Here is a 5539-nt window from a genome sequence, read left to right as displayed (position 1 = left end):
GTTCCACCGGTGTTACTTGAGGAATTATCGAGGCTTCAGGATCAATTACCAGCATTTTCTAGCGATCTTGCTAGAGCCTGTATCGCTGAAGATCTTGGCGCTCCGGTTGATGAGTTATTTGGAAGCCTTGAACCGGAGCCAATTTCAGCTGCATCTTTAGGTCAGGTTTATCGAGGCACCCTTAAAGACGGTAGGGCGGTGGCTGTGAAGGTACAAAGACCGGGGCTGAGAGAACAAATCACCCTTGATTTGTATATTGTTCGCAATATTGCCGCTTGGCTTAAATCTAATATTGGTTTAATACGTAGTGATTTAGTTGCCTTAATAGACGAATTAGGCAAGCGGGTTTTTGAAGAAATGGATTATTACAACGAAGCTAGTAATGCTGAGAATTTTGCTAAATTACATGCCCACAATGCCCGTATTGCGGTTCCTGCCATCTATCGCGAACTCACCAGCAGGCGGGTGCTCACCATGGAGTGGATGGAGGGAATCAAATTAACCCGTTTAGATGCGGTTCAAGCGATGGGTGTAGACCCTGAAGAGTTAGTGGAAATTGGTGTTAATTGCAGCTTGCAGCAACTCCTGGAGCATGGTTTTTTTCATGCTGATCCCCATCCTGGCAACCTCTTAGCTCTGCCGGATGGCCGTTTGGCTTATCTTGATTTTGGCATGATGAGCGAGGTAACTCGAGAATCGCGAACTGGTTTAATTAGAGCTGTGGTGCATTTAGTAAATAAGAATTTCGATGCCCTCTCAAAAGATTTTGTTAGCCTTGGTTTCCTAGCGCAAGAAGTAAATCTAGCTCCGATTGTTCCCGCCTTTGAGCAGGTGTTTAGCCAAGCGCTTGAAAAAGGTGTAAGCCGCATGGATTTCAAAGCAGTTACCGATGATTTATCAGGAGTTATGTATAAATTTCCTTTCCAAGTACCCCCATACTATGCATTGATAATCCGTTCGCTTATCACCTTGGAAGGTATTGCTTTAACAGTTGATAGAGACTTTAAAATCCTCGGTGCTGCCTACCCATATTTTGCCCGCAGATTATTAGAAGATTCCGATCCTGATTTAAGAAAATCACTTAAAGAAATGTTATTTGAAGGAGAAGTATTTAAGTGGTCTCGGTTGGAAAACTTAATACTTAGTGCTGCTAAACAACAACAATTAGATCTTAATAGTTTAATTGACCAAACCCTGGATTTTCTATTTTCTCCAAAAGCCGGTGTGTTGCGTATGCAGTTGGTTAACGCCGCAGCCGATCAACTCGATGCAGCAGGATGGCAGTTGTTTCAAAGGATTGGAAGGCGCCTTCCTAAACAGCTGCGCCCCCCTGGATTACAGAATTCAGCTGCAGTAGTTAACAGTAATCACTTGCTAAGTATCGAGCCAATTCGTGAATTGCTGACCATTCTCAATAAACTTCCTGGGTTTGAAGCGCAGCTGCTCACAAAACGCTTACCACGGCTTCTTAATGAACCGGATCTCAGGGAGATGGGTTTTGAGCTTGCAAAAGGTTTAGCCGAACGCAGTGTGGTGCGTTTGGTGAGGGATGTGCTTACAGACCCCAAGCTGAAACTTCAACTAAACGCAGCAGCCTAGATTTAAAACGAAACAATTTTTCCCAGTTGCCGTGCTTCATATCCCACCGGTGCTGGCCACTGAAAACATAGTTTTCGTGAGCGGTGCATTTCGACGCACGATTTATGTATCCGATCTGGAATCTTTTGCAAAAACAGGGGTTCCCGTTGGTTTGCTGGCTGATCTGCTGAAATTTTCGAAGCAGAATCCAAAATCCGTTCAGGGAATGATTAAAACTGAACTACCTGTTCCGGTTGTTCTTACTAGCCGTTTGCTTTACACCCGCATCGGTGAAGCGATTTTGGCGAGGGCTACTGCAGTGATGCATCCCCTGCGAGCTCCGCAGTTTGGTATCCAAGCTTTGCGTTCTGCTTTGGTGCTAGGCGTTGCTGAAAACAATGGCAAGCTCAGCCCCCTGGGTTTTCTTAGGGCCTATCCAGCCGAAGAAATGGCAGTAGATATTCCCCAGCTATTAGGGATATTGAAAAAAGCTTCTTCCATAAGCGAACTGGTGCGTTTTTTCTCGGAAGCTCCCTTAGACGGCTTGAAGTAACCGCCCAGCTAAAATGTTCTTTTAAGCCATTCCGTGCCTTTTCCTAGTTCCGTTCGCGGCCTATTTCAAAGGCCCACCACACAGAACTGGCAGGGGCTTATCCATGCCTACAACCGTTGGCTACCCGTTAGCGATCGCACCCCTGTAATCAGCCTTTGCGAAGGCTCTACCCCTTTAGTAGCTGCACCTGCTTTATCAGCAAGGCTTGGTAGGGGGATTCAGGTGCATTTAAAGGTGGATGGTCTTAACCCCACCGGTAGTTTTAAAGACCGTGGCATGACGATGGCGGTAAGCAAAGCAAAGGAAGCTGGCGCTACAGCTGTGATTTGTGCCAGCACGGGCAACACCTCTGCTGCTGCTGCTGCCTATGCCCGCCGCGGCGGTATGAGGGCCTTTGTGTTGATCCCCGATGGGTATGTAGCCCAAGGGAAATTAGCCCAAGCTTTGCTTTACGGAGCTGAGGTGCTGGCGGTGCGCGGAAATTTTGATCGCGCCCTCACCATCGTTAGAGAGGTGGCCGATAAATACCCAGTAACACTGGTTAATTCTTTAAATCCCTATCGCTTGCAGGGGCAAAAAACAGCTGCATTTGAGGTGGTTGATGTGTTGGGGGATGCCCCCGATTGGCTTTGTATCCCCATGGGTAATGCCGGCAACATCAGCGCTTACTGGATGGGATTTAAAGAATATAAAAACGCTGGTAGATGCCGCACCTTGCCGCGAATGATGGGCTTTCAAGCAGCCGGATCAGCTCCATTAGTGCATGGCACCACTGTTGAACAACCAGACACGATTGCCACTGCAATCCGGATCGGAAACCCAGCTAACCGCGAAAAAGCACTGAAGGTGAGGGAAGAAAGTAATGGTGGTTTTTCAGCTGTGAGCGATCAAGAAATTCTCAGCGCTTATCGCTTCCTTGGCCGCGAAGAAGGCGTGTTTTGCGAACCAGCCAGTGCAGCTTCTGTGGCTGGGTTACTGCAAAGGGCAGAAGAGGTTCCTTCTGGGGCTCGGGTGGTGTGTGTACTCACCGGTAATGGCCTCAAAGATCCAACTACAGCAATTGATCACAGTGAAGCCACATTCCATGGCGACCTAGATCCCAACACTGAAACGGTGGCGAAAGTTCTGGGTTTTTAATTAACCGGGACGCAAACTGTCTGGGGAAGAAGCTCAAATTAACTGGGGAAAACCTGGGGCTATTGAGCGCGAATTTTTTTGGGCGATTTACACAAGCATTGGAAAAAGTGGAAAACCTCTTTATTTCCCCATTCAGCCAATTAAGTTCCACAGCTAATTATTTGATAAAACCCTTTATTTTCAATGCTTTTAAAGCTTTTCCAGGCTTTCCCCAGCCCCTACTACTACTGGTTATTTCTTTTCTTTTAATTTATTAAACCTTTTGATAGAGGAGGGAAATTACGCGTTGCGATTTGGCAATTGGTGTGGAAGCTTGGTAGCAATTCAATCGGTCCCCAAGGGATGAAGTTGGTTTGTAGCCAAACAGAGCTCAACAGCAGCCTGCAATTGGTAAGCCGCGCAATTGCTGGTAGACCCACCCATCCGGTGCTTGCAAATGTGTTGGTTACAGCCGATGCAGCTGCAGGGCGGATCAGCCTCACCGGATTTGATTTAAGCCTTGGGATCCAAACCAGCTTTGCAGCGGTGGTAGAAGGCAGTGGCGCCATCACCCTGCCCGCAAAGTTGCTCGCCGATATCGTTAGCCGCTTGCCGCCTGATGGCCCCATCACCCTCTCCTGCCCTGAAGGGGAAGAACAGGTGGAACTCACTGCCCTTTCTGGCAGTTATCAGATGCGCGGTATGACCGCTGAAGATTTTCCTGAATTACCACTTGCCCAAAATGGCAGGCCGATTTTGTTGAGTGGTTCAGCTTTAGTAGAGGGTTTGCGGAGCACTCTTTTTGCAAGCAGCAGCGATGAAGCAAAGCAGATCCTCACCGGCATTCACCTCAAGGTGGAGGAAGGCGGCTTGGAATTTGCTGCCACAGATGGCCATCGTTTAGCGGTTAGGCGTAATCAAGCCGGAGGGGAACAGGGAGCCGAACCCTTTGCTGTAACTGTGCCAGCCCGTTCCCTACGGGAACTGGAACGTTTGCTATCAGCTCGCCCAAGTGAAGAATCGATCAGCTTGTTCTGTGATCGCGGCCAGGTGGTGTTTTTATGGGCTGATCAAGTGCTCACCAGCCGCACTCTCGATGGCACTTATCCCAATTACGGCCAATTAATACCCGATAGTTTTGTTCGCAGTCTGAGCATTGAACGTAAACCCCTGCTTGCTGCCCTTGAAAGGGTTGCAGTGCTTGCTGATCAACACAACAACGTAGTTAAATTCAGCGCAAATCCCAGCACTTCTCAGTTGCTACTCAGCGCTGATGCCCAAGATGTGGGTAGTGGTTCGGAAGCATTAACGATCAGAATGGAAGGCGAAGCGATCGAACTTGCATTCAACGTGCGCTACGTATTAGAAGGTTTGAAATCAATGGCGGCGCAAGAGGTGTGTTTAAGGCTCAATACCTCCACTAGCCCTGCGATTTTGCACGGCGAGGCAGAGGAAGATTCTTTTACTTACCTGGTGATGCCAGTGCAGATCCGCAGTTGAAGTGGCAGCACTAGCAAATTTGGCGATATCTGGTTTGTTACGAGCTCGGGTACGCACTGAAGACGGCCTCGATCTGGGGCTTGGCCACATGGCATGGATGCATCCCCCCTGCCATCGACTTTTGGGTTGGAGCACAAGACCTTCTGCTTTTGGGCCAGCCCGCAATGTTTGGCGTTTGAACCAGTTGGTAGCAATGGCAGAAGGGGAGGTAATCGTGCGCGGTGAAGCAGCTAGCAGCGATCAAGAAACCCTCGTTTTATTGCCAACCCTTTTGGATGCTGAATTATTTGGAGCTGCTGAAGTATGCCTTGGCCGTTTGGTAGATGCAGTAGTTGAAGTGCGTAGCGGCCGTATTTTGCATTATTTAGTGGCCCGCAGTGATCCGCGCTTACCAGGCACTAGCCGCTGGCGTTTGGATCCCGATCGTTTACTTGATCAACAACCCGGGCAAGTGATCACCTCGCTGCGGGAGTTAGACGATCTACCCCTTGAAAAAGCCAGCATTCGCCAGCAGATGTTGCGGCGCACAAAGCAATGGCGCGATCAAGTGCCGGATTCTTTTGACGGCTTTGAAGATCGATTGCGTTCTTGGGGTGATCGCTTTCGTGATGAAGCCGAGGATCAAGCGCCAACAGCGCGCCGTTTCCCTAAACCTGAATCAGATGAAGATCCATGGATTTGATCTAATTTTGATCTAATTCAGTGCTCTGGTTCACAGCTCTGATTCACACTGTGATGACATGTGGAGCGGTAACCCCTGGTGTCTAATTCAGCTTTTGAGCACTCTGAATT

5 protein-coding genes are annotated in these 5539 nt (G+C 48.6%); all 5 read left to right on the top strand.

Going from position 1 to position 5539, the window contains the following annotated elements:
- The coding region (locus AC2JC8_RS02260; protein ID WP_484594130.1) for an ABC1 kinase family protein at window positions 1-1599 on the top strand (1599 nt) is incomplete at its 5' end.
- Between the two features lie 31 nt (window positions 1600-1630).
- Window positions 1631-2131: an alpha/beta hydrolase gene (locus AC2JC8_RS02255; protein WP_484401422.1), complete on the top strand. Its 501-nt coding sequence runs from the start codon at window positions 1631-1633 to the stop codon at window positions 2129-2131.
- Window positions 2132-2164: 33 nt separating this feature from the next.
- A complete protein-coding gene (gene thrC, locus AC2JC8_RS02250) occupies window positions 2165-3268 on the top strand; it encodes a threonine synthase (RefSeq protein ID WP_461564862.1) in 1104 nt (367 codons plus the stop codon).
- 342 nt (window positions 3269-3610) lie between these two features.
- The gene (gene dnaN, locus AC2JC8_RS02245) at window positions 3611-4747 is read left to right on the top strand and encodes a DNA polymerase III subunit beta (protein ID WP_484401426.1); all 1137 of its coding nucleotides are present in this window, start codon (window positions 3611-3613) and stop codon (window positions 4745-4747) included.
- Between the two features lies 1 nt (window position 4748).
- Window positions 4749-5429: an RNA methyltransferase gene (locus AC2JC8_RS02240; protein ID WP_484401423.1), complete on the top strand. Its 681-nt coding sequence runs from the start codon at window positions 4749-4751 to the stop codon at window positions 5427-5429.
- The last annotated feature ends 110 nt before the right edge of the window (window positions 5430-5539 follow it).

This window comes from Synechococcus sp. (genome assembly GCF_982614295.1).
This window is presented reverse-complemented; position numbering and strand designations above follow the sequence as displayed.

Excerpts from the sequence above, each read along its gene's own strand:
- dnaN (WP_484401426.1), top strand. The coding sequence starts at position 3,611 with ATGAAGTTGGTTTGTAGCCAAACAGAGCTCAACAGCAGCCTGCAATTG.